The organism is Enterobacter sp. E20, from assembly GCF_000801755.2.
Lineage (GTDB): Bacteria > Pseudomonadota > Gammaproteobacteria > Enterobacterales > Enterobacteriaceae > Enterobacter > Enterobacter asburiae_B.
Window position 1 is genome coordinate 3,069,732 of sequence record NZ_CP012999.1, and the last position, 20,793, is coordinate 3,090,524.

Annotated in this window: 17 protein-coding genes and 2 tRNA genes; 9 read left to right on the forward strand and 10 right to left on the reverse strand. The window is 56.4% G+C overall.

Annotation, left to right across the window (positions count from 1 at the left end):
• The first annotated feature begins 18 nt into the window (after positions 1-18).
• From NI40_RS14365 to NI40_RS14375, 3 genes are read left to right on the forward strand one after another with little or no spacing between them, the layout of a single operon-like run.
• Complete coding sequence (locus NI40_RS14365; protein ID WP_039263813.1) at positions 19-1,104, forward strand: efflux RND transporter periplasmic adaptor subunit; 1,086 nt, start codon at positions 19-21, stop codon at positions 1,102-1,104.
• Complete coding sequence (locus NI40_RS14370) at positions 1,104-4,166, forward strand: efflux RND transporter permease subunit (RefSeq protein WP_039263814.1); 3,063 nt, start codon at positions 1,104-1,106, stop codon at positions 4,164-4,166. Before NI40_RS14365 ends, NI40_RS14370 begins: the two co-directional genes overlap by 1 nt.
• Positions 4,163-5,128, forward strand: a complete 966-nt coding sequence (locus NI40_RS14375; RefSeq protein WP_039263815.1) for an acyltransferase — start codon at positions 4,163-4,165, stop codon at positions 5,126-5,128. The genes NI40_RS14370 and NI40_RS14375 overlap by 4 nt, the downstream gene beginning before the upstream one ends.
• Here the strand turns inward: NI40_RS14375 and pagP are convergent.
• Positions 5,125-5,700, reverse strand: a complete 576-nt coding sequence (pagP, locus tag NI40_RS14380) for a lipid IV(A) palmitoyltransferase PagP (protein WP_033145939.1) — start codon at positions 5,698-5,700, stop codon at positions 5,125-5,127. The two genes, NI40_RS14375 and pagP, sit on opposite strands and share 4 nt — an antisense overlap.
• 255 nt (positions 5,701-5,955) lie before the next feature.
• On the opposite strand from pagP, the gene shiA reads away from it, so the two are divergent.
• The 3 genes from shiA (at position 5,956) to NI40_RS14395 (ending at position 10,591) form a co-directional block, all read left to right on the forward strand.
• Positions 5,956-7,272, forward strand: a complete 1,317-nt coding sequence (gene shiA / locus NI40_RS14385; protein WP_039263816.1) for a shikimate transporter — start codon at positions 5,956-5,958, stop codon at positions 7,270-7,272.
• A 73-nt stretch (positions 7,273-7,345) separates the two neighbouring features.
• Positions 7,346-8,800, forward strand: a complete 1,455-nt coding sequence (locus NI40_RS14390) for an AMP nucleosidase (protein ID WP_039263817.1) — start codon at positions 7,346-7,348, stop codon at positions 8,798-8,800.
• An 18-nt stretch (positions 8,801-8,818) separates the two neighbouring features.
• Positions 8,819-10,591: an aminopeptidase P family protein gene (locus tag NI40_RS14395; RefSeq protein WP_039263818.1), complete on the forward strand. Its 1,773-nt coding sequence runs from the start codon at positions 8,819-8,821 to the stop codon at positions 10,589-10,591.
• Positions 10,592-10,735: 144 nt separating this feature from the next.
• Here NI40_RS14395 and NI40_RS14400 read toward each other — a convergent pair.
• Both NI40_RS14400 and emmdR read right to left on the reverse strand, forming a co-directional pair.
• A tRNA-Asn gene (locus NI40_RS14400) sits at positions 10,736-10,811 on the reverse strand.
• Between the two features lie 103 nt (positions 10,812-10,914).
• A complete protein-coding gene (emmdR, locus tag NI40_RS14405) occupies positions 10,915-12,369 on the reverse strand; it encodes a multidrug efflux MATE transporter EmmdR (protein ID WP_123244567.1) in 1,455 nt (484 codons plus the stop codon).
• Between the two features lie 161 nt (positions 12,370-12,530).
• Here emmdR and NI40_RS14410 point away from each other — a divergent pair.
• Together NI40_RS14410 and NI40_RS14415 are read left to right on the forward strand one after the other, a co-directional pair.
• A tRNA-Asn gene (locus tag NI40_RS14410) sits at positions 12,531-12,606 on the forward strand.
• A gap of 53 nt (positions 12,607-12,659) precedes the next feature.
• Positions 12,660-12,995, forward strand: coding sequence for a gamma-glutamylcyclotransferase family protein (locus tag NI40_RS14415; protein WP_045142990.1), 336 nt, complete (start codon positions 12,660-12,662; stop codon positions 12,993-12,995).
• 47 nt (positions 12,996-13,042) lie between these two features.
• On the opposite strand, the gene NI40_RS14420 is transcribed toward NI40_RS14415, so the two are convergent.
• From NI40_RS14420 to dacD, 4 genes are all read right to left on the reverse strand, one after another.
• On the reverse strand, positions 13,043-13,378 hold the full coding sequence (locus tag NI40_RS14420; protein ID WP_008499467.1) for a DUF496 family protein: 336 nt from the start codon (positions 13,376-13,378) through the stop codon (positions 13,043-13,045).
• Between the two features lie 158 nt (positions 13,379-13,536).
• Entirely contained in the window at positions 13,537-14,595 is a 1,059-nt protein-coding gene (locus tag NI40_RS14425) for an FUSC family protein (RefSeq protein ID WP_039263821.1), read from the reverse strand.
• A gap of 92 nt (positions 14,596-14,687) precedes the next feature.
• Positions 14,688-15,161, reverse strand: a complete 474-nt coding sequence (sbmC, locus tag NI40_RS14430) for a DNA gyrase inhibitor SbmC (RefSeq protein ID WP_033145946.1) — start codon at positions 15,159-15,161, stop codon at positions 14,688-14,690.
• 119 nt (positions 15,162-15,280) lie between these two features.
• Complete coding sequence (dacD, locus tag NI40_RS14435; RefSeq protein WP_032658759.1) at positions 15,281-16,447, reverse strand: serine-type D-Ala-D-Ala carboxypeptidase DacD; 1,167 nt, start codon at positions 16,445-16,447, stop codon at positions 15,281-15,283.
• Positions 16,448-16,645: 198 nt separating this feature from the next.
• Between dacD and sbcB the strand changes: the two genes are divergently transcribed.
• Complete coding sequence (gene sbcB / locus NI40_RS14440; RefSeq protein WP_414453175.1) at positions 16,646-18,082, forward strand: exodeoxyribonuclease I; 1,437 nt, start codon at positions 16,646-16,648, stop codon at positions 18,080-18,082.
• Positions 18,083-18,200: 118 nt separating this feature from the next.
• Here sbcB and NI40_RS14445 read toward each other — a convergent pair whose 3' ends face one another.
• The 3 genes from NI40_RS14445 to NI40_RS14450 all read right to left on the reverse strand — a co-directional run bounded on the left by NI40_RS14445 (position 18,201) and on the right by NI40_RS14450 (position 20,760).
• A complete protein-coding gene (locus NI40_RS14445; protein ID WP_023336236.1) occupies positions 18,201-19,559 on the reverse strand; it encodes an APC family permease in 1,359 nt (452 codons plus the stop codon).
• Entirely contained in the window at positions 19,549-19,611 is a 63-nt protein-coding gene (gene yoeI / locus NI40_RS23960) for a membrane protein YoeI (protein ID WP_099458931.1), read from the reverse strand. Before yoeI ends, NI40_RS14445 begins: the two co-directional genes overlap by 11 nt.
• 219 nt (positions 19,612-19,830) lie before the next feature.
• Positions 19,831-20,760 carry a LysR substrate-binding domain-containing protein gene (locus NI40_RS14450; RefSeq protein WP_039263823.1) on the reverse strand — a complete coding sequence of 310 codons (930 nt, stop codon included), beginning with the start codon at positions 20,758-20,760 and terminating at the stop codon, positions 19,831-19,833.
• Positions 20,761-20,793: the final 33 nt, after the last annotated feature.

A 20,793-nucleotide genomic window follows, 5' to 3' on the forward strand; every position in this document is an offset into this window, starting at 1 on the left:
ATTTATTAGGGGAATACAGTGAACCGCTACCTCTCTCTTTTACCGTTCGTTTTGTTAACGCTCACGGCGTGCGACCCGAAACCGAAGCAAGACTCTCCCCTTCCCAGGATGGTAAAAGTGGCGGAGGTGACGGTTCCCGGTCACGCCCAGCAGCGCGTTTTCCCCGCCCGCATTGAATCGGGCGATGCCACAGACCTTTCCTTCAAGCGCGCAGGTCAAATTGAAGCGCTCGATGTGCGTCAGGGCGCAGCCATCAAGCAGGGGCAACAGCTTGCCAGGCTGAACGCCCGTGAAGCCCAGCAGCGGGTTAACGACAGACAAACGGCGGCGACGCTGGCCCAGAGGCAGTTCGATCGCTTCCAGACGCTGGCGGGCCGGCAGGCGATTTCGAAAGCGGAAATGGACGTGCAGCGTGCGAACCGCGATTCGGCGAATGCGGCGCTGCAGATTGCCCGGGAAGAGCTGAATCAGATGACGCTCGTCGCCCCCTTCAGCGGGACGGTGGCCAGCGTACATGTCCGAAACCATCAGGTGGTGTCCCCCGGTCAGCCCATTGCCACGTTAACCCGCACCGACCTGCTTGACGTGGTGTTCAGCATCCCTGAAAACCTGTTTAAGACCTTTGATATCCGCAACGCGCAGTATCGGCCCGTGGTGAGAATTAACGCCATTCCGGATCGGGAATTTACCGCCGTCTACAAAGAGCATTCGGGCAGCAGCGACAGCAATACCCTGACCTGGCAGGTGATACTCACCATGCCGCGGCCAGATGATTTTCCCGCCGTCGGTGGCGTAAGCGGTACGGTGACCATCAATTTAACCAATCTCCCGGCGGGCGCGAGCGCTCAGGCGCTGGTCGTACCGGTTGAGGCAGTCTTTAACCCGGACAACAGCCCGCGCAATGAGCCGCACGTATGGGTCGTAACGGGCGAAGGCGACGCGCTCCATCTTGAAGACCGCAAGGTCAGCGTGGGACAAGTGAGTACTGAAGGCGTGGTGATCACCAGCGGGCTTAAGGCGGGCGAACGCGTGGTGGCCGCGGGCGTTGGGGAGCTCCATGCTAACCAGCCGGTGCGTATCTGGACGCGTGAACGGGGCCTGTAATGGATATCTCTCGTCAATTTATTAATAACCCTGTTCGCGTCTGGCTAACGATCCTGCTGCTGGGCATCGGGGGGATTTTTGCCCTGTTGAATATCGGCAGGCTGGAAGATCCCGCTTTTACCATCAAAACCGCAGTGGTGGTCACCCACTACCCCGGCGCATCCGCTCAGCAGGTTGAAGAAGAGGTGACGCTTCCGCTGGAGAATGCCCTTCAACAGCTGCCTTATCTGGATAACGTCAGCTCTATCTCGTCAAACGGTCTGTCGCAAATCACCGTTAACATCGCGTCACGCTATCACTCGAACGAGCTGCCGCAGATTTGGGATGAACTGCGCCGCCGCGTGGGCGATGCCTCGCGTCAGTTCCCGCCCGGCGTCGTCACGCCCTTTGTAAATGACGATTTCGGCGACGTGTTCGGCTTCTTCTTCGCCATTTCCGGGAATGAATTCAGCAACCCTGAACTGGTGAGATACGCGGAGCAGCTTCGCCGCGAGTTAATTCTGGTCCCCGGGGTTGCGAAGGTCGCCATCGGTGGGGCGATTAGCCAGCAGGTCAACATTGATATCTCCCTGAGCAAAATGGCCGCGCGCGGCATTACGCTGAACCAGCTTTCCGCCCTGCTCAGCAGACTTAACGTTGTTTCCAGCGCAGGAGAAATCACCTCCGGCACCGAATCCATTCGCCTGCACCCGACCGGCGAGTTCGGGAATCTTGATGAACTGGCGGATCTCATCATCACGCCTTCCGGCACCGGGGCGGCGACGCGTCTGCGGGATATCGCCACGCTGTCGCGCGGGCTGAACGAATCGCCAGCCAGTATCTACCATGCCAACGGCAAAAAAGCCGTCACCATGGGCGTCTCGTTTATTCCCGGGGTGAACGTGATCGACGTGGGCCACGCGCTGGAGGCGAAGCTAAACCAGATGTCGGCGGAAAAACCGGCAGGCATACGGATAGACCTGTTTTACGATCAGGCCGCTGAAGTGGGCCATTCCGTTAACGGTTTTATTATTAACTTCCTGATGGCGCTGGCGATTGTCATCGGCGTGCTGCTGATCTTTATGGGCGTACGCAGCGGGATCATCATTGCGGTTTCTCTCGCCCTTAACGTGCTGGGCACGCTGCTGATTATGTATCTGTGTGGCATTGAGCTACAGCGCATCTCGCTTGGGGCGCTGATTATCGCCCTCAGCATGCTGGTGGATAACGCCATCGTGATTGTCGAAGGGGTATTGATTGCCCGACAGCAGGGCTCCCCGCTGCTAACCGCCATAAACTACATCATCCGCCGCTCCGCCCTGCCGCTGCTGGGGGCGACGGTGATTGCCATCCTGGCGTTTGCCCCTATCGGGCTGTCGCAGGATTCCACCGGGGAATATTGTAAATCTCTGTTCCAGGTGCTGCTGATTTCCCTGATGCTGAGCTGGTTTTCGGCGCTCACCCTCACCCCGGTGCTGATTAAGTGGTGGTTGTTTAAAAACGACAGCGCGCCGGACAACGCTGACGAGTCAGATCCTTATGACAAACGTCTCTACCGCGCCTACCAGCGCCTGCTTAACACGCTGCTGAGCCATAAGGCACCGACGCTCATTGTGATGGCTGCGCTGCTGGCAGCGTCTGTCTGGGGCTTCGGCGCCGTACGGCAAAACTTTTTCCCGTCGTCTAATACGCCCATTTTCTTTGTCGACCTGTGGTTACCCTACGGTACCGATATCAAGTGGACTGAGAAAATGACCGGCGATATCGAAAAAACCATTAACGGCCAGCCTGGCGTGGAGACCACCGTCTCAACCATTGGTCAGGGAAGTATGCGCTTTATTCTGACCTACAGCGGACAGCGCCAGTACAGCAACTATGCGCAGATCATGGTGCGCATGGACGACCAGCGCAACATCTCCGCCCTGACGCGCCACGTGGACGAGTACATCGCGCGAAACTATCCGCAGGTCAACGCCAGCACCAAACGCGTGATGTTTGGCCCCTCCGGCGATAGCGCCATTGAGGTGCGCATTAAAGGCCCCGACCCTGACCGGCTGCGCCTGATTGCCAGCCAGGTAGACGATATCCTCACGCGCGACCCGGCCACGGGCAGCGTCAGGAACGACTGGCAAAACCGCAGCAAGGTGATCCGCCCACAGTACGTTGCCGCCCTTGGCCGCGAGCTTGGCGTAGATAAGCAGGACGTTGATAACGCGCTGGAGATGAACTTCTCCGGCAGCCGGGCGGGGCTGTACCGGGAAGGCAGTGACCTGCTTCCGGTCGTGGTGCGCCCGCCTGAGAGCGAACGGCTGGACGCCAGTCACCTGAACAACGTGCTGGTCTGGAGCCAGACGCGGCAGCAGTATATCCCGCTGAGTAACGTCGTCAGCCGCTTCTCGCTGGAGTGGGAAGATCCGCTGATCCTTCGACGCGACCGCTCGCGGGTGCTGACGGTTCAGACGGACCCGGACCCGCTGAGCCAGCAAACCTCCGGGGATATTCTCGCCCGGGTGAAGCCGCAAGTAGATGCCCTTCCCCTGCCACACGGCTACAGCATCGAGTGGGGGGGCGACGCGGAAAACTCCAGCGAAGCGCAGCAGGGGCTATTCACTACGCTACCTCTCGGGTATCTGGTGATGTTTGTCATTACGGTGCTGATGTTCAGCTCGGTAAAAAATGCGGTCGCTATCTGGCTGACCGTACCGCTGGCGCTGATTGGCGTGACGCCGGGATTTTTACTTACCGGCATTCCCTTTGGCTTTATGGCGCTGATTGGTCTGCTGAGCCTGAGCGGAATGCTCATCCGCAACGGCATCGTGCTGGTGGAAGAGATCGAACAGCAGAAAACGCAACAGGATCAGCACAGCGCGATCGTGTACGCCGCGACCTCGCGTCTGCGCCCCATCCTGCTCACCGCGTTCACGACCGTACTTGGCCTGGCTCCGCTGCTGCTGGACGTTTTCTTCCAGAGCATGGCCGTTGTGATTATGTTTGGACTGGGGTTTGCTACAATCCTGACGCTGCTGGTACTCCCCGTGATCTATGCGTGTTTCCATCGTAAGGACGAAGCCAAACAACAATGAATGCGACAGGGCTGAACATTATCAAGACGCTGGGCTGTATGACGGCGGTGACCTTCTTTACCATCTACAACACCTGGGATCATTATGATTATGACTATCACTGGATCCTGGGGTTTTTAACCTTTATTTCGACCATCGCCACACCGCTGTTTTTTGTCGTTGCGGGCTATCTCGACGGACAATCACGGCACGGCACCCGCTGGCAGCTCGGTAAAATTAAAAGTCTGGTGATTGTTTTTCTGTTCTGGATAACGATCTACTACCTGTGGGAGCCCTATCAGCGCGGGTATTTAATCCAGCCCTGGTTCGTGTTTGCGTTTGTGGTGATTTACACCTTCCACCCGGTGGTGGAGTGGCTCAGCCAGCGGCGAAGGCTGTTCTGCGGCGCGATCGCTGCCCTGCTGCTCTTTTCCTACGGATACGATCTGCTGTCAGCGCTCTATCCTGGAACGCACGTCCTTTCTCTTTCACCGCAGTATCGGCTGTGGACATGGCTGCTGTTTTATCTGACGGGGCAACTCTTTTGCGACCCGAAAATTGCCGAGTGGATTAGCCGCAAAAATGTCGTCAGGGCGGCGGTTGTCGCCATCCCGTTTATCTACCTCTTCACCTGGTTTTACGAGCGCCACTTCTTCTTCGCGCTGTTCAAGGCGGACAGAAACGCCTTTATTCTCACCGGCTCGCAGATTTACATTTTGATCATCGCGCTGGTGATTGCGGCGAACGGCGTGCGCTTTCGCCGCAATGCTGAATTTAAGGAGTCCATTCTGGCCGCCATCAGCAAAACGATGACCGGCGTGTATATTGTGCACTACTCGGTGTTTCATCTGCTGACGGCGCTGATACCGGTGAGCTCTCTCGGTATGAAGCTGGCGTTGATTGTGCTCACCTTCGTCACCTCAGTTCTGTTCTCCATGCTGGTATTGTCTAACGCCGTGGCAAAAAAGGTGATCACCCTTTAGAAGCCTAAGCGCAGCCAGGCAAAGAGCACGTTGCCGTTGTTATAGGTTCCGGGAATATAGGTGAACTGGACGGTAACGCGCTTATACCCGGCGGAAAACAGCGGGAAGATAAACGGTAGCGGGACATAGTTTGCAAAATCATCTCGCGCCGTGATGCCCGCCGCGGCACCGAGCCCAAGACGGAAATCTTTGGCATCATCCAGATACCAGCCCTTCTCCCAGCCATAGCCCATCGCGGGCTGCCATTCGTTGTGCGAATCCTTGAACATCATTGCGAACAGCGCGCTCCAGTTGCCCTCTTCGTTATAGCGGGAAACGCCCAGCCCGCCGCCCCACGGCATTTCATTGTAATTGTCGGTTTTTTCTTTGTCGTACATAAAGCGAGCGTGCCAGCTCAGAAACGGCAGGTACAGGTCGTAACGTTGGGGCTCTTCCCAGGTTTGCGAAATATCATCCGTCAGCGCATTCCACCAGCCGCTGATACGCTGTTCACCATAGACGTTGGGCTCCGCATGAAGCGGTGCGACAAATAAAAACAGGACCATCCAGAATGCCGAAAAGGTGCGTTGCATCGTTATTCCCTCAGCTTAACTTACGCAGCGGTCACTATTACTGTAAACCATTCAGCCTTTAACGGAGCCAGAAGACACAATTATCTCGCTGCAGGCGGGGATGAAATTTATTTATTCAGCACCATCCGGAAAGATAAAAACGTTTTCTCAGGCGTTCTGTCGCGGTAGTCTCATAGGTTCCGTTTATATGACGGCCGCTATGTGAGTGACCTTTTCTTATACCAATAATTAAAAATCAGTACGGACAGGACAACTATGGACTCCACCCTCATCTCCGATCGTCCCAACGAGGAGACACCTTCGCTCAATCGTGCCCGCCGCGCAGCTTTAGGCAGCTTCGCGGGTGCCGTCGTCGACTGGTATGATTTTCTGCTTTACGGCATCACTGCCGCCCTGGTGTTTAACCGCGAGTTTTTTCCCCAGGTCAGCCCTGCGATGGGCACGCTTGCCGCGTTTGCCACTTTCGGCGTCGGCTTTCTGTTTCGCCCGCTGGGCGGTGTGATCTTCGGCCACTTCGGCGACCGCCTGGGCCGCAAGCGCATGCTGATGCTCACCGTCTGGATGATGGGGATCGCCACCGCGCTGATTGGTATTCTCCCTTCGTTTTCCACCATTGGCTGGTGGGCACCGGTACTGCTGGTCACCCTGCGCGCCATCCAGGGCTTCGCCGTAGGCGGCGAATGGGGCGGTGCGGCGCTGCTGTCCGTAGAGAGCGCGCCGAAAAATAAGAAAGCGTTTTACAGCAGCGGCGTACAGGTCGGGTACGGCGTGGGCCTTCTGCTTTCCACCGGGCTGGTATCGCTAATCAGCCAGCTCACCACCGACGAGCAGTTCCTGAGCTGGGGCTGGCGCATTCCGTTCATCTTCAGCATCGTGCTGGTCATCGCCGCGCTGTGGATCCGCAACGGGATGGAGGAGTCGGCTGAGTTTGAAAAACAACAGCTGGAAAAACCGCTCGCCAAAAAGCGTCTGCCTGTGATGGAAGCGCTGATTCAGCACCCTGGCGCTTTTCTGAAAATTATCGCCCTGCGCCTGTGCGAACTGCTGACGATGTATATCGTCACCGCGTTTGCGCTGAACTACTCGACGCAAAACCTTGGTCTGCCGCGCGAGCTGTTCCTGAATATTGGCCTGCTGGTCGGCGGGATCAGCTGTCTGACTATCCCCTGCTTCGCCTGGCTGGCGGACAGGTTTGGCCGCCGTCGCGTTTACATCACCGGGGCGCTGATTGGCACCCTCAGCGCCTGGCCGTTCTTTATGGCGCTCGAGGCGCAGTCGATCTTCTGGATTGTCTTCTTCGCCATCATGCTCGCCAACATCGCTCACGATATGGTGGTCTGCGTGCAGCAGCCGATGTTCACCGAACTGTTTGGCGCAAGCTACCGCTACAGCGGCGCGGGCGTGGGCTATCAGGTCGCAAGCGTGGTCGGTGGCGGATTTACGCCGTTTATTGCCGCCGCGCTGGTGACCTTCTCCGGCGGCAACTGGCACAGCGTGGCGATTTATCTGCTGGCCGGCTGCCTGCTGTCGGCGGCGACGGCGCTGCTGATGAAAGAGACGAGCCACGGCTGATCTCCCTTTTGTTTCACAGGCGTGTGACATACTATCGGGTAGAGTCGCACACCTGTGGAACAAGGAGACAGAGATGAATAATAAGGGCTCCAGCCTGACCCCGGCTCAGGCGCTGGAAAAACTCGACGCGCTGTACGAACAGTCCGTCAACGCGCTGCGCGGCGCCATCAGCGAATATATCGAAACAGGGAAACTTCCCGACCAAAAGGCCAGAACCGAGGGCCTTTTTGTTTATCCATCGCTCTCTGTGACCTGGGACGGCAGCGCCAGCAGTAATCCCAAAACCCGCGCCTACGCGCGCTTTACCCACTCCGGCTGCTACAGCACCACCGTCACCCGCCCCGCGCTGTTCCGACCGTATCTTGAAGAACAACTCACGCTGTTGAACCAGGATTACGGCGCGCACATTGCCGTTGAGCCCTCGCAGCATGAGATCCCGTATCCGTACGTGATTGACGGTTCGGCGTTAACCCTTGACCGCTCCATGAGCGCGGGGCTGACCCGCCACTTCCCGACGACGGAACTTTCCCAGATTGGCGATGAGACGGCCGACGGGATTTATCACCCGGCAGAATTTTCTCCCCTGTCGCATTTTGATGCCCGCCGGGTCGATTTCTCTCTGGCGCGCCTGCGCCACTACACCGGTACGCCAGTCGAACATTTCCAGCCGTTCGTGCTATTTACCAACTACACCCGCTACGTTGATGAGTTTGTCCGCTGGGGCTGCAGCCAGATCCTCGACCCGGAGAGCCCGTATATCGCGCTGTCCTGCGCGGGCGGGATCTGGATCACCGCTGAAACCGAAGCGCCCGAGCAGGCCATTTCCGACCTGGCGTGGAAAAAGCACCAGATGCCCGCCTGGCACCTGATCACCGCCGACGGCCAGGGCATCACGCTGATTAACATCGGCGTTGGCCCGTCAAATGCCAAGACCATCTGCGACCATCTGGCGGTACTGCGCCCGGACGTGTGGCTGATGATTGGCCACTGCGGCGGCCTGCGCGAAAGCCAGCTGATTGGCGACTACGTGCTGGCCCACGCCTATCTGCGCGATGACCACGTGCTTGATGCGGTGCTGCCGCCGGATATCCCAATCCCGAGCATCGCCGAAGTACAGCGCGCGCTGTATGACGCCACCAAAGAGGTCAGCGGCATGCCGGGCGAAGAGGTTAAACAGCGCCTGCGCACCGGTACGGTCGTCACAACGGATGACCGCAACTGGGAGCTGCGCTACTCCGCCTCCGCGCTGCGGTTCAACCTGAGCCGCGCGGTGGCGATCGATATGGAGAGCGCCACCATTGCCGCGCAGGGGTATCGCTTCCGCGTTCCTTACGGCACGCTGCTGTGCGTCTCCGACAAGCCGCTGCACGGTGAAATTAAGCTGCCGGGCCAGGCCAACCGTTTCTACGAAGGGGCTATCTCTGAGCATCTGCAGATTGGTATTCGTGCGATTGATTTACTTCGCGCGGAGGGCGACAAGCTGCATTCGCGCAAGCTGCGCACCTTCAACGAGCCGCCATTCCGCTAATCACGATAAGGAAAAACAATGTCCAGCACATCACCGCTCTCTGCCCTGCGCCACTGGCTTGAGGCCAGCCATCTCGACGGGATGATCGTCCCGCGGGCGGATGCCTGGCAGAGCGAATACTGCGCGCCTTACGACGAAAAGCTGGCCTGGCTGACGGGCTTTGACGGTTCGGCCGGCGTGGCGCTGGTGCTGAAAAACAAAGCGCTGCTGTTCGTCGACGGGCGCTATCAGGTTCAGGCGCGCGTTCAGGTCAATATGGATGAGGTTGAGATCCACCACCTGCACAACGAGCCGCTGGCAGAATGGCTGGCAGAAAACGTTGAGGCAGGAACGCGCATCGGTTTTGACGCGCTGCTGATGACCAACGCGGAGTTTGAGCAACTGTCAGCCACGCCGTGCGAGCTGGTGCCGCTGAAGGTCTCGCCGTTTGACACGCTATGGACCGATCGCCCAGCCGCACCGGCGGGGCTTATCCGTGAGATGCCGGTTGAACACAGCGGCGAACGCAGCGCGGACAAACGTCAGCGCGTCGCCGCCGTGCTGGCCGCAAACAATGCCGATTATCTCGCCGTCACCCTGCCGGATAACATCGCCTGGCTGTTAAACGTCCGTGGTGCGGATATCCCTTACAGTCCGGTACCGCTCTCCTTTGCCCTTCTTGGTCGTGACGGTCACGTTGAGTGGTTTGTTAATGACAATAAGCTCAGCGCCCTGCCTGACGGTGTGCGCAATGCGTTCACCATTGCGCCGCAGGATACCTTTATTGAACGCTGTCAGCAGATTGCCGTAGGCAAACGGGTGATGATTGATGCCGATTCCGCGCCGGTGGCCCTGCGCTTCGCCATTGAGCCACGGGGAGAAATTGTCTGGCGGACCGATCCCATCACCCTGATGAAAGCGACTAAAAACCCGGTCGAGCTGGCAGGCTATCGCGAGTGCCATCACCGGGACGGGGCCGCGTGGGTCAACTTCCTCGCCTGGCTGAGCCGCGAAGTGCCGCGGCGCGAGGCGGCAGGACAACCGCTCACCGAGCTGGACGCGCAGGCGCAGCAGCTTGCGTTCCGTCAACAGCAGCCCGGGTTCATCGAGCAGAGTTTTGAAACCATCTCCGCCTCTTCGAGCAATGCGGCGATGTGCCACTATCATTCGAGCGAGGCCAGCAATAAGCCCATCGGCCATGACCATTTTTACCTGAACGATTCCGGCGGCCAGTATGTTAACGGCACCACCGACGCCACGCGCACGCTGGCGTGGGGTAACGTCGATCCGCAGCAACGCCTGCATTACACTGCCGTGCTGAGAGGCTTCCTGTCGCTCATTACCCTGCAGTTCCCTTCCGGGACTCAGGGGCATCAGCTGGATGCGTTTGCGCGTCGCCCGCTGTGGGAGATGGGGCTGGATTACGATCACGGCACGGGACACGGCGTGGGGCACCAGCTGCTGATCCACGAGAACCCGCATCGCATCGCCAAAAAGGTTAACCCGTGGCCGCTGGTGGCGGGCAATATCATGACTATCGAGCCAGGCTACTATCTGGGCGATAGCCACGGTATTCGTATTGAAAACCAGGTGGAGATTGTGGAGAGCCATCCGGGTTTCTGCAAATTTGCCTCGCTGACGCTGATCCCGATCGACTTAAGTCAGGTTGAGCTGCATCTGCTGAGCGAGCAGGAAAAGCAGTGGCTGGATGCGTATCACCGGCAGGTTCGCGAGGTGCTTTCACCTCTGGTGAATAGCGATGCGCGTGAGTGGCTGGTTGAGGCGACGGCGCCGATTGGTTTGGGTCGATAGTGCATTGTGCGGGCTGGTGCCCTCACCCCAGCCCTCTCCAGCGGGAGAGGGTGCACACACTAAAAACGGCAACAAGGTTGCCGTTTTGCATTTACCTTGCGCAGAAAAGCAAAAAGCCTGCTTTAAAAGCAGGCTTTTTAAATTTGGCTCCTCTGACTGGACTCGAACCAGTGACATACGGATTAACAGTCCGCCGTTCTACCGACTGAACTACAGAGGAATCGTGTGAACGGGGCGCATATTATCGATGCTCCCCCATGATGTCAAAGGCAGAATGCACATTTCCGATCGTTTGCCGAATTATTCTCCACTTCGCGCAATTGTCAGGCATTTTTTCGCGGATATTTCCACAGCCAGCGTCCGCTGACCATCCGCCAGTAGAACAGCGCACCCCGCACGGCCCAGTCGAGGAACATCCCCAGCCAGACGCCGACCACACCCCATCCAAGCATCACCCCGAGCGTATACCCCGCGACAACGCGACATCCCCACATGCCGAGCATCGATACCCACATCGCAAAGCGGGCATCGCGCGCCCCTTTCAGCCCGGCGGGTAATACCCATGAGGCCGCCCAGATGGGCATAAAGGCCGCGTTGAGCCAGATGAGGATCTTTACGACCTCTTTAACGTCGTCTTCGTGGGTATAGAACGAGGCCATCAGCCCGGCAAACGGCGCGGTTCCCCAGGCGATCAGCGTCAGCCCAATGGTTGACAGCCAGAACACGTGCCGCAGCTGCCGCTCCGCCTGGCCTATCTGCCCTTTCCCGAGCCGTTTACCCGTAATAATGGTGGATGCTGAACCCAGCGCGTTACCCGGCAGGTTAATCAGCGAGGCAATAGAGAAGGCGATAAAGTTACCGGCGATAACGTCGGTCCCCATCCCGGCGACAAACATCTGCGTGAGCAGCTTCCCGCCGTTGAACAATACCGATTCAATGCTCGCGGGAATGCCGATGCCCATCACTTCCCAGATAATGGCGAAATTAAAGGGGCGGAAATAGCTTTTTAGCGTCAGACGCAGCGAGGGGGTGATCCCCGCCATCAGCACCCCGATGATGGCTGCCGCACCGATATAGCGTGAAATGGTTAACCCCAGTCCGGCACCGACGAACCCCAGCCCCTCCCACGAGAACACGCCGTAGATCAGCACGCTGCTGATAATGATATTCAGGATATTCATCCCGCCGTTGATCAGCAGCGGAATTTTGGTGTTGCCCGCCCCGCGCAGCGCACCGCTGCCAATCAGCGCAATGGCCGCCGCCGGATAGCTTAAGACGGTCATTTCCAGGTAGGTCAGCGCCAGGTCTTTAACCTCGTTAGTGGCCTCCCCGGCGACAAAATCGATAATCTCTTTACCGAAATAGTGGATCACCGCCGCCAGAACGATCGAAAAAATGGTCATGATCATCAGCGACTGGCGGGCCGCCTCGCGTGCACGTTTGGGATCAAGCTTGCCGAGGCTAAAGGCCACCACCACCGTCGTCCCGAGATCTATGGCGGCAAAGAACGAGATTACCACCATGTTAAAGCTGTCCGCCAGCCCAACCCCAGCCATCGCCTCTTTTCCCAGCCAGCTCACCAGGAAGGTGCTCAAAACCCCCATCAGCAGAACGCAGGTATTTTCCAGGAAGATAGGCACGGCAAGGGGGGTGATTTCACGCCAGAACAGGACACGATAGCTTTTACGTTTTGCATACCATGGCGTGCGCGTTATCGCCTGGCGTAAGGAGGCAGTGACGTTCAAAATGGACCTTAGCGAGAAAAGTTGAAACTCCATTTCAAATGATGGGGGACAAATGCTAATCCTGCAAAGTATTTTCCAGAAAAAGATGTGTGGATTTACAACAAACTGACGACAGAATCAGCAATCAGTCGATTTTCCCTAAGATCAGGTTTGACAAAAGTTTTTTCGCCGCTAAGATAAGCCTCCACAACGATTCCTCTGTAGTTCAGTCGGTAGAACGGCGGACTGTTAATCCGTATGTCACTGGTTCGAGTCCAGTCAGAGGAGCCAAATTTAAAAAGCCTGCTTTTAAAGCAGGCTTTTTGCTTTGCGGATGAGGGAAAATGAACGCTCTGTTTGTCTACGGCACGCTGCGCCCGGGCCACGCTAATGCGCATATTCTTGAAGACATCGGCGGCGAATGGCTGGCCGGTTCCGTATCCGGCACGTTTTACGAACGCGGCTGGGGCGCCGCGGCGGACTTCCCGGGAATTGTGCTCCACCCTGACGGCCCCCGCGTCGAAGGCTATCTGTTTATCTCGGATAACCTTGCCGCACACTGGCAAATGCTGGACGAATTTGAAGACGGCTACGATCGGGTTGAGGTCACGGTGACCACCCTTGAAGGCAAGCAGGTTCAGGCCTGGATTTATCAGCTACAGCCGCGTTCTGAATCATAAAAAAAGGCTCTCTGTCACCAGAGAGCCTTTTTCATTATTCGCTGCGATTACTCGCTTTTTGCTTCGCCGTTTTTGATTTCGCCCATCACTTTCAGCTTTTTAGAGATGTCACGACGCTCTTTGGACAGCTCAGCGTTTTTGATGATGTAGTCATCAACGCGGTCTTCATAGTCGCTTTTCATGCTGGCAATGATGCCCTGAATAGCTTCAACGCTCATACCTGGCTTGATGTAGTCGCTCAGGTTGTCGAGGAGCAGAACACGTTTCTGGTTGTCACGGATCTTCTTCTCAACGTCCTGGATTTCACGCTGCAGCTTGTTTTTGCGGCGGAACAGGCGGACGAATTCCAGAACATCCTGGAACGAAGGCTTGGTAGTTTCCATTTTTACACCCCTGATAATGTGAGATTCGGATTCGTTAAGGCAACCGTTGTAACAATAACCTTACTGACAGCGGCTGCGAATGACAATGAGTATATCGTTTAAAGCTATCATAACCCCAATTGCTGCTGAATCGAAGCAGCAGCCGTCACATACGCCTTTTATTTGCGCAGCGCCCGGCAAATAAGGTGCGATAACAGCTCAAGCTGACGCGCCAGTTCCATGCTCAGCCAGACGTAGCCATGAATAGGCGTTTCCGCAACGTTATCGCTCTGGCGTTCATTGATTAACTGCTTCAGCTCCGCAACGATCTCATTCAGCCGCTCGCTGTTGGCCAGTATCGGCTGCGGGTTCCCTTCATAGAGCGCATGGGCAATGGTCAACAGCGTTTGCTGCGTCATCTGCTGGGTCTCTTTGAGAGTCTGCGCGTTAAGCATCAACAGATGGCTGGGACGCGAGGCCCAGTGGGCGTTGATTTGCAGTTCAAGCATGCAGACCAGATTGCGGCTTACCGTTTGGATGGCTTCGAAAATCGATTTCTGAATACGGGTTTCTTTGCTGGCGGGCGCGATCAGGCCGCGCATTTTGACCACGTCGTTGAGGATCGTTTGCAGATGCTTTTCCAGCCGGGGACGCTCGACCAGATTCGGGGAAAAACCGGCCTGATAGACGCGGTTAAAGGCGGTGACGTAGTTCGCCATCTGAATACGCCAGTGCAGAAAAGCGCGCTGCGGCCAGATGCCGGTGAAGAGCATGGCCAGCAGTGATCCCAGGATGACATCCCCGCTTCGCCACAGCGCGGTGGTCATATCCCCGGCGGGCGCACCGACAACCACCGCGAGAGTAATCCCAATCAGCAAGGCCTGATACGGTCTTTTGCCCAACGCCAGCCAGCCGCACAGGAACATGGCGGCCCCGCACCATGCCAGCATCACGGGAAATGAGATGAGTTCCAGCTTCAGGGCAATAAGCCCAAGGGCCGAACCTAAAACCGTCCCGCCAATTCGCTCAAAGGCGCGCGGAACAACGTTCCCCCAAAACGAGATGGGCCCCATCACCACCACCAGGGTGATCAGCGGCCACGTCCCTTCCGGAACATCAAGCAAACGGACCAGTACAAACGTCAATACGAACGCCAGCGCGATGCGACACCCGTGCACCACGCGGTAATGTTTGTACAACCGAATTTCAAAAGGGGTTAATGATTTGTCGGGACGCACACCCGCTCTCCAGCTACACGGCAAATCACAATTGTACTGTGTTTTCAGCCGGGCGGATCGCTCCCGGCTGAAAAACCCTTCATTTAGCAGGCCTAAGCCGTTTTATGCTCTACCGCGATATACATTTCGATATCCCAGTAGCCGTCTGCATTGCCGTCATTGAGATAGCGTTCGAAGCAGGGTTTAAGTGCCATCTGGTACTTATTGTCCTGCAGCAGAGAGTTGAAGAACTGATACCACGGCGTGGCGAAGTCGTAGTTTTCCACGCGCGCCGTCGCCACGGCATAATCCCCGGCCGCGATTTCCGTCATCATGACGCCTTCGCTGTTTTCCGGGATAACGAAATCGTCCGGCACCGTAACGGCCGTATCGCAGCGCAGTTTTTCTGCCGGGACCTCATCGGGGTTATCGTAGTAGACCGCAACCCACTCCAGCGGCTCAATGTGGCGCCCGTCCACCCACATCACCAGCTGTTCAAAGCCCTGTTTTACCGTTTGTTCCCACGGTCCGACCAAATGAAAACCGGCAATCTTACGTTTCTGTTGCTGCTTGATGCTGTAGTCCATGCTGCCTCCATTTATTACTGTATATTTATACACTATAAAGCTGGATTACTATTATCGGCAAACGAGGAGTGTTTATTATGTGAGCAGACTCGCAACCCTGCCAGTCTGCCCATCAGCGGTTAAAGCGTGTGGTGGAGATAATCGCTCATGCGAGAGAACAGTCCGCCCTTATCAACGGCTTCCAGCGTCACCAGCGGCCAGTGCGCCACCACCTTGTCACGGTCATAGAGCTGGATCTCCCCGACCCGCTGATGCGCAGCAATCGGCGCTTCCAGCTCTTTTTTATCCAGCACGTATTTGGCTTTGATGTTCGGCACTTCCGCTTTCGGCAAGGCCAGCCAGAAGTCCTGGTCGGTGCCCAGTTTCACCTGCTCCTTATCGCCGTACCAGATACGCTCTGTCCCCACTTTTTTACCGCTATGCAGGATTTGCACCGTATCGAAGTTCTGCTGCCCCCAGTGCAGCAGTTTCCGGGCCTGGTCCTCACGGCCTTTCGGGCTGTCCGCCCCCATCACCACCGCGATTAAACGGCGCTGCCCGTCAACGGCGGACGCAATCAGGTTAAAGCCCGCTCCCGAGGTATGCCCCGTTTTAAGCCCGTCCACGTTCATGGTTTTATCCCACAGCAGGCCGTTACGGTTTTGCTGGGTGATCCCGTTCCAGGTCAGGCTCTTTTCGCTGTACATATGGTAAAACTCAGGCTCGCCGTGAATGATGGCCCGGGAGAGTACGGCCAGGTCATAGGCCGAGCTGTGCTGGCCCGGCGCGTCCAGCCCGTGGACGGTTTCAAAGTGCGTATCGCGCAGGTTCAGCTTCTGCACGTAGTCGTTCATCATCTTCACAAACTGCGGCTGACCGCCCGCCACGTGATCTGCCAGCGCCACGCAGGCGTCGTTGCCAGAATCGACAATCAGACCGCGGCTTAAATCACGCACGGAGACGCGATCGCCCTCTTTCAGGAACATCAGCGATGAGCCGTCAAAAACCGGGTTGCCTTTTGCCCACGCGTCACGCCCGACGGTGACAATGTCGTCCGGCGTAATGCGATGGCTATCAATGGCCCGATCAACCACATACCCCGTCATCAGCTTGGTCAGGCTCGCCGGATTACGTTGTTGATGTTCGTTGCCCGCCGTTAAGATCTGACCAGTCGTGTAGTCCATCAGCACCCAGGAGCCAGCCTGAATGGCCGGAGGCTGCGGCGAAAAATCCAGTGGTTCGGCCGCAAAAGCAGATGAGACACTCGAAGCGAGTAAAGAAACAGCAATAAACAGACGGCGTTTCAACGGTATATCCTCAGGTCATTAAAAATCGATGACCTTTTTACGGGAGTTCTGATGTCGTTACCTGGCTTAATTGCAAAAAAATGTGACAGAGCACAGATTTTTCTCTGAAGCTGGCGCGCAAATTTGCTCGACAGCGGTGCTTTTTATTCGGTCTGAACCGCACGATCGTTTACCATAGTGACGTCATTTTTTAACAGGATGGTATTACTGGTGTCTGACTCTGCCGCTCGCCCGACTTTTTTATTCCATGACTACGAAACCTTTGGCACGCACCCGGCGCTGGACCGACCGGCGCAGTTTGCCGCCATCCGTACCGACGACGAATTCAACATTATTGGCGAGCCTGAGGTCTTTTACTGCAAACCGGCTGATGACTACCTGCCGCAGCCCGGGGCGGTCATGGTCACCGGGATCACGCCTCAGGAAGCGCGCGAGAAAGGCGTTAACGAGGCAGAATTCGCCCGACGCATCCACGATCTGTTTACCGTCCCCAATACCTGCGTGGTCGGTTACAACAACATCCGCTTCGATGACGAAGTAACGCGCAACATCTTCTATCGCAACTTCTACGATCCCTATGCCTGGAGCTGGCAGAACCGCAATTCACGCTGGGATTTGCTCGACATCATGCGCGCCTGTTATGCCCTGCGTCCTGAGGGCATTAACTGGCCGGAAAACGAGGAAGGGCTGACCAGCTTCCGGCTGGAACACCTGACGCGCGCCAACGGCATCGAGCACAGCAATGCCCACGACGCGATGGCGGACGTCTATGCCACCATTGCCATGGCGAAGCTGGTGAAAAACGCGCAGCCCCGGCTGTTTGAGTATCTGCTGAGCCACCGCAGCAAGCAGAAGCTCATGACCCTTATCGACGTACCGCAGATGAAACCCCTGGTGCATATTTCCGGCATGTTTGGTGCCTGGCGCGGTAATACCAGCTGGGTCGCCCCGCTGGCCTGGCATCCGGACAACCGTAATGCGGTCATCATGGTGGATTTAGCTGGCGATATTTCGCCGCTGCTTGAGCTCGACAGCGATACCCTGCGCGAACGGCTTTACACCCCGAAAAATGAACTCGGCGATCTGCCCGCGGTGCCGGTCAAACTGGTGCATATCAATAAATGTCCGGTACTCGCGCAGGCGAATACGCTGCGCCCGGAAGATGCGGACAGACTGGGCATTAACCGTCAGCGCTGCCTCGATAACCTGAAAGTGCTGCGCGATAACCCGCAGGTGCGCGAGAAAGTAGTTGCTATCTTTGCCGAGGCGGAGCCGTTCGTGCCGTCTGAAAACGTGGATGCCCAGCTCTACAACGGCTTCTTCAGCGATGCCGACCGCGCGGCGATGAATATCGTTCAGCAAACCGAGCCGCGTAACTTACCGGCGCTGGATATTACTTTCGCCGATAAACGCATCGAAAAGCTGATGTTTAACTACCGCGCACGTAATTTCCCCGGCACGCTGGACGAGGCAGAGCAGGATCGCTGGCTGCAGCATCGTCGCAATGTCTTTACCCCTGAGTTCCTTAATAGCTATGCCCAGGAGCTGGAAATGCTTTATGGCCAGTATGAAGGGAATGCTGAGAAACAGGCGCTGTTGAAATCCCTGTTCCAGTACGCTCAAGAGATTGTCTGAGCGAGGGGTATAAAAAAAGCCGGAGGCGATGTCTCCGGCTTTTTTTTGCCCGCTGGCACAGGCCAACGGGTGTGTCGTTTTGTAGGCCGGGCAAGCGCTAGCGCCACCCGGCGAGTCATTACGCGACGTCTTCGTACTGAGGAACCGGGTTACGGAAGCTCTTCGTGACGCAGGCCAGGTAAACCAAACCGATAGCACCCCAGATCAGACCCAGAACCATAGAGCTCTCTTCCAGGTTAATCCACAGCGCGCCCACGGTCAGGGCACCACATACTGGAAGCACCAGATAGTTGAAGTGGTCTTTCAGCGTTTTGTTGCGCTTCTCACGGATCCAGAACTGTGAGATCACGGAGAGGTTAACGAAGGTAAACGCCACCAGCGCACCGAAGTTAATCAGCGCGGTCGCCGTCACCAGGTCGAATTTAATCGCCAGCAGGGCAATAGCGCCAACCAGCAGCACGTTCCACGCCGGAGTACGCCATTTCGGATGAACGTAGCCGAAGAAACGGGTCGGGAATACGCCGTCACGGCCCATCACGTACATCAGACGAGAAACGCCTGCGTGTGCCGCCATGCCGGACGCCAGTACGGTCACGCTGGAGAAGATCAGCACGCCCCACTGGAAGGTCTTACCCGCTACATACAGCATGATTTCAGGCTGTGACGCATCTGGATCTTTAAAGCGAGAGATGTCCGGGAAGTACAGCTGCAGGAAGTAGGAAGCTCCGATAAAGATCAGGCCGCCAATCAGCGCTGTCAGGAAAATCGCTTTCGGGATCACGCGCTCAGCATCTTTGGTCTCTTCGGACAGAGAAGAGATACCGTCAAAGCCCAGGAACGAGAAGCACAGAATCGTCGCACCGGTAATCATCGGCACAACGTGCGCACCTTCAGACCAGAATGGACGCGTGCTGGTCAGCGTACCTGCACCTTCACCGTGAGAAACACCGTAGATGATCAGGCCAACGATAACCGCCACAATACCCATCTGCAGTATAACAATCAGGGTGTTGAAGTTCGCCACGGTCTTGATGCTGCGCAGGTTAGAGATGGTCATAAAGGCCACCAGCGCGACAACGAAGATCCACGATGGAACAGAAGGCACCAGCGCTTCGAAGTAAATTTTTGCCAGCAGAATATTGATCATCGGCATGAACAGATAGTCCAGCAGAGATGACCAGCCCACCATGAAGCCAACCGCCGGGCTGATGGATTTTTGGGCATAGGTATAGGCAGAGCCTGCAGACGGGAAACGGCGAACCAGTTTACCGTAGCTCAGCGCAGTAAAGAGAATGGCGACCAGCGCAAAGGCGTACGCCGTTGCCACATGACCGTCTGTGAGGCCTGATACGATACCGAATGTATCGAACAGCGTCATCGGTTGCATATAGGCAAGGCCCATCATAACAACCGGAATCAACGTAAGCGTTTTACGTAATTCCACGCGAGAGGTGTTTGGAGTTGCGTTATGCGACATAGTTATTCTCCTTTACGGTGATAACCGCCACGTAAGCGAAAAATTGCCCCATTTCTTTCTTCCTCAGCGACAACAACTGTCGGATTTTAGTAAATATCTATCCGGTACGAAGCCCGGCCTCTTGGTTTTTAGTTTCGTTTCGTACATGCAAAAAAAAATAACCGACGCCTTTTATATCGTCGATTATTCATTTGGTTGCAGCGGCCGCATTTTGCCCCACATCGGATACAAAAGGCAATACTTTGCAAAGCATGGGACAATTTTCTTTTTACTAACTGGCTGATTTCTGGACGTCGGGCTGAGAGTAAACGGCGGCGATAGCACTATTTGCTAAAATCTCGTCTCGCCACCAGGCGCTGGCCAGCCCGGCAGTTTGTTCATTCCAGCCTACCCACACCGATTCATTACTGCTTTGAGCAAGTACCTGTTTTTCAACAAGCGCGCCGCTGTCAATAAACCGCTGCGCCAGATAGCGCGGTAAATAGCCGCAGCCCAGGCCGCTTATTTGCAGTTCCAGCTTGGTTTTAAAGTCGAAAACGGTAATGGCCTCCTGCTCATCAAGCAGCTGCGAGGAGACCGAGCATTCCGGACGAGAGCTGTCCCCGACCACGATGGCGCGATAGCCTTTAATCACGCGACGGTTAAGCGGCTCGGGTTCCTGAGCCAGGGGATGATGAGGCGCTATGGCAAATACCTGCTCGAGCACGCCCAGCCGGGCAAAACCAAAATCACTCAGCTGGGGAGGCTCATGGAGTGCACCGACAAAGATATCCGCCCTGCCCTGCGTTAAGGCATCCCAGGAGCCACCCAGCACGCCGTTGATAAAGATAAGCCGGGTCACGCTGTGGTGTTGATAGAAGGCTTCAATCAGCGGCGTCAGGAGAGAAAACGGAAAAGTATCATCTACGCCAATAACCAGCTCGTTTTCCCAACCCTGATGAAGTTTTACGGCCTGTTTTTCGAGTTCACGAACGGTATGGAGGACTTCACGGCCTTTGTCCAGCAGCATCTGTCCGGTACGGGTGAAACGTGCGCGGTGCCCGGTGCGATCGAGGATCTGGATATTGAGATCGCTTTCCAGTTTTTGAACGGTATAGCTCAACGCAGATGGGGTTTTGTAGAGCTTTGCTGACGCAGCGGCAAAGCTCCCCTCTTTTTCAAGGGCATCCAGAATAATAAGAACATCCAGCAGCGGTTTCATGCTCGCCCCCTTCTGGTGCGCGATCGTCTCCGC

What these genes read in the sequence shown, in the direction of transcription:
- NI40_RS14370 (WP_039263814.1), top strand. Translation starts at nt 1,104, where the DNA reads ATGGATATCTCTCGTCAATTTATTAATAACCCTGTTCGCGTCTGGCTA.
- NI40_RS14375 (WP_039263815.1), top strand. Translation starts at nt 4,163, where the DNA reads ATGAATGCGACAGGGCTGAACATTATCAAGACGCTGGGCTGTATGACG.
- pagP (WP_033145939.1), bottom strand. Translation starts at nt 5,700, where the DNA reads ATGCAACGCACCTTTTCGGCATTCTGGATGGTCCTGTTTTTATTTGTC.
- shiA (WP_039263816.1), top strand. Translation starts at nt 5,956, where the DNA reads ATGGACTCCACCCTCATCTCCGATCGTCCCAACGAGGAGACACCTTCG.
- NI40_RS14390 (WP_039263817.1), top strand. Translation starts at nt 7,346, where the DNA reads ATGAATAATAAGGGCTCCAGCCTGACCCCGGCTCAGGCGCTGGAAAAA.
- NI40_RS14395 (WP_039263818.1), top strand. Translation starts at nt 8,819, where the DNA reads ATGTCCAGCACATCACCGCTCTCTGCCCTGCGCCACTGGCTTGAGGCC.
- emmdR (WP_123244567.1), bottom strand. Translation starts at nt 12,369, where the DNA reads ATGGAGTTTCAACTTTTCTCGCTAAGGTCCATTTTGAACGTCACTGCC.
- NI40_RS14415 (WP_045142990.1), top strand. Translation starts at nt 12,660, where the DNA reads ATGAACGCTCTGTTTGTCTACGGCACGCTGCGCCCGGGCCACGCTAAT.
- NI40_RS14420 (WP_008499467.1), bottom strand. Translation starts at nt 13,378, where the DNA reads ATGGAAACTACCAAGCCTTCGTTCCAGGATGTTCTGGAATTCGTCCGC.
- sbmC (WP_033145946.1), bottom strand. Translation starts at nt 15,161, where the DNA reads ATGGACTACAGCATCAAGCAGCAACAGAAACGTAAGATTGCCGGTTTT.
- sbcB (WP_414453175.1), top strand. Translation starts at nt 16,646, where the DNA reads ATGGTATTACTGGTGTCTGACTCTGCCGCTCGCCCGACTTTTTTATTC.
- NI40_RS14445 (WP_023336236.1), bottom strand. Translation starts at nt 19,559, where the DNA reads ATGTCGCATAACGCAACTCCAAACACCTCTCGCGTGGAATTACGTAAA.
- NI40_RS14450 (WP_039263823.1), bottom strand. Translation starts at nt 20,760, where the DNA reads ATGAAACCGCTGCTGGATGTTCTTATTATTCTGGATGCCCTTGAAAAA.